This is a genomic window from Meiothermus hypogaeus, from assembly GCF_003574035.1.
In the GTDB taxonomy this organism is placed as follows: Bacteria; Deinococcota; Deinococci; order Deinococcales; family Thermaceae; genus Meiothermus; species Meiothermus hypogaeus.
In genome coordinates, this window is the sequence record NZ_QWKY01000143.1 from 1 (window position 1) to 3,385 (window position 3,385).

Below are 3,385 nucleotides of genomic sequence, written 5' to 3' on the forward strand. Positions count from 1 at the left end.
AACCAAAACCCCCCACCTCAAGGTAGGTGGGGGGAAGGTAAGCTGGTGTGGAGCGGGAAACGAGACTCGAACTCGCGACCCCAACCTTGGCAAGGTTGTGCTCTACCAACTGAGCTATTCCCGCAAAAATAAAACCTCTGCACTGCCCTACTCTCCCAGGCCCCTTCGAGCCAAGTACCATCGGCGCAGGCACGTTTCACTGCCGTGTTCGGAATGGGAACGGGTGGGACCATGCCGCTATGAGCACAGAGGTTTCCAATGTTTTACTTTTCAAAGTTGGACCAAGAAGGGGTAGCAGCAAGGAAAGGAGGTACGGGTATCAGTGCATAAAGGTCAAGACCTCGGACGATTCGCACGGGTCGGCTCAATGGGTCACCCCACGTACACCTCCCGCCGATTCACCCGGTATTCTACCGGGGTCCTTACCGGATTGACTCCGTGAGAAGGCTCATCTTGAGGCAAGTTTCCCGCTTAGATGCTTTCAGCGGTTATCTCTCCCGTACTTGGCTACCCTGCATATGCCCTTGGAAGAACAGCAGGAAAACCAGCGGTACGTCCACTCCGGTCCTCTCGTACTAGGAGCAGCCCCCCTCAACCTTCTTGCGCTCGTGACGGATAGAGACCGAACTGTCTCACGACGTTCTGAACCCAGCTCGCGTGCCACTTTAATGGGCGAACAGCCCAACCCTTGGGACCTTCTTCAGCCCCAGGATGTGACGAGCCGACATCGAGGTGCCAAACGATTCCGCCGCTATGGACGCTCGGGAATCATCAGCCTGTTATCCCCAGGGTAACTTTTATCCGTTGATCTATGGCCCTTCCACACAGAACCACAGGTTCACTAGGCCCCGCTTTCGCGCCTGCTCGGCCTGCTCGCCTCACAGTCAGGCTCCCTTCTACCCTTGCGCTCACTGGTGGGTTTCCGTCCCACCTGAGGGAACCTTTGGGCGCCTCCGTTACCTTTTAGGAGGCGACCGCCCCAGTCAAACTGCCCATCAAACACTGTCCCGGCGCAAAGCGCTTCGGTTAGAAATCCAGACGTCTCAGGGTGGTATCTCACCGTCGCCTCCACCGAAACCAAAGCCCCGGTTTCACAGGCTCCCACCTATCCTGCGCAGAAACGGCCGAATCTCAATGCCAGACTACAGTAAAGCTCCATGGGGTCTTTTCGTCCTGCCACGAGTAGGCTGCATCTTCACAGCCAGTTCAATTTCACCGGGTCCCTCGCTGAGACAGCACTCTGATCGTTACGCTTTTCGTGCAGGTCGGAACTTACCCGACAAGGAATTTCGCTACCTTAGGACCGTTATAGTTACGGCCGCCGTTCACTGGGGCTTCGGATCAGGGCTTGCACCCCTCCCCTTGACCTTCCAGCACCGGGCAAGCGTCGCTCCGTATACTTCCACTTACGTGTTCGCACAGAGCTGAGTTTTTGGTAAACAGTCGCCAGAGTCTATTCACTGCGGCTTCCCGTAGCACCGCGAACGGCACCACAAGAAGCACCCCTTCTCCCGAAGTTACGGGGCTAGATTGCAAAGTTCCTTAGCGAGGGTTCTCCCGCGCGCCTTGGTGCATTTACACCCACCCACCTGTGTCGGTTTACGGTACGGGTACTGCGCAGTTATGCTTAGAGGCTTTTCTCGGCTCCCTGGCTTCGGCGAGTTGTCACCTTGCGGCTTCCACACCACCCACCGGTATTGGGCTACGGATTTGCCTATAGCCCCCTTTGGGTTTCTGTCCGGGCTCATCCATGGCTCCGGTTCGCTTAGCCTAAAGCGTCCCCCCATCGCACTGCGTAGTAGGACTGGAATATTAACCAGTTGTCCGTCGGCCTCGCCTCTCGGCTTATCCTTAGGCCCCGCCTAACCCTACGATGACGACCATCGCGTAGGAAACCTTGGGTTTACGGCGAAGGGGATTCTCACCCCTTTTATCGTTACTCATGCTGGCATTCGCACTTCCCGTACCTCCACCACTCCTCACGGTATGGCTTCCTCGGCATAGGGAACGCTCCTCTACCGCTGCATCACTGCAGCCCGCGAATTCGGTGACAGGTTTAAGCCCCGATCATTTTCAGCGCAGGGTCACTCGACTAGTGAGCTATTACGCACTCTTTAAAGGATGGCTGCTTCTAAGCCAACCTCCTAGCTGTCTGGGCAACCCCACATCTTTATCCACTTAACCTGTACTTGGGGACCTTATTCGGCGATCTCTGTTGTTCCAGCGCTTGGACACGGATGTTAGCACTCGTGCCCTCACTCCCGGACTCCATTTTGGACCCTTCAGAGTTTGAAAGGGTTTGGTAGGCTGGTAGGCCCCCTAGCCCTATCAGTGCTTTACAGGCCCAAATAAGCATCCGAGGCTGACCCTAAAGTCATTTCGAGGAGAACTAGCTATCTCCCAGATCGGTTAGCTTTTCACTCCTAACCCCAACTCATCCAAAGGATTTGCATCTCCAACTGGTTCGGCCCTCCACGCAGTGTCACCCGCGCTTCAGCCTGGTCAGGGCTAGCTCTCTGGGTTTCGAGTCTACGGCAACGAACTATGCGCCCTATTCGGACTCGCTTTCGCTACGCCTCCACCTCTCGGCTTAAGCTCGCCCGCTACCGTAAGTCGCCAGCTCATGCTTCAATAGGCACACCAAAAGACCTGTATAGTCCTTTGATTGCTTGTGAGCACACGGTTTCAGGTTCTATTTCACTCCCCTCCCGGGGTTCTTTTCACCTTTCCCTCACGGTACTGGTCCACTATCGGTCACCTAGAGTATTTAGCCTTACGCGGTGGGCCGCGCAGATTCACCCATAGCTCCACGAACCACAGGCTACTCGGGTACTGGCTACTAGCTTCCGCCTTTCGTCTACAGGACTTTCACCTTCTATGGTGGGCTTTCCCAAAACCCTTCGACTAAACTTCCGCTTCGATATCGCCAGCCCCACAACCCCACTGAGCACGCTCAGCAGTTTAGGCTTCTCCCCTTTCGCTCGCCGCTACTCAGAGAATCGAACTCTCTTTCTTCTCCTCTGGGTACTTAGATGTTTCAGTTCCCCAGGTTCCCCCTCACTCGCGTGAGTGACCTGTGTTCCCACAGGCCGGGTTCCCCCATTCGGATATCCCGGTATCAAAGCTTACTACCAGCTCCACCGGGCTTTTCGCAGGTAATCACGTCCTTCATCGGCTTAGGTGCCAGGGCATCCACCGTGTGCCCGTTCTATCTTGACCTTTATTCCCTCTCTAGAGTCACCCCCAGAGATTAGGTCTATTCACACCCACCCTGAATCCCCTCTATCGCTCGCACAATAGATAACGTCCAGGATGGACTTCCTTCCCTTATCTACTACCCCTTTGTCATGATCCTCGCGCCAGCCTTCGTATTGGGGCGCAACGA

General features: G+C 55.5%; 1 tRNA gene and 2 rRNA genes. All 3 read right to left on the reverse strand.

The window, feature by feature from the left end:
* Window positions 1–48: 48 nt before the first annotated feature.
* A tRNA-Gly gene (locus Mhypo_RS17395) sits at window positions 49–124 on the reverse strand.
* A gap of 10 nt (window positions 125–134) precedes the next feature.
* Window positions 135–251, reverse strand: a 5S ribosomal RNA gene (gene rrf / locus Mhypo_RS17400).
* Between the two features lie 78 nt (window positions 252–329).
* Window positions 330–3,219, reverse strand: a 23S ribosomal RNA gene (locus Mhypo_RS17405).
* Window positions 3,220–3,385 lie beyond the last annotated feature (166 nt).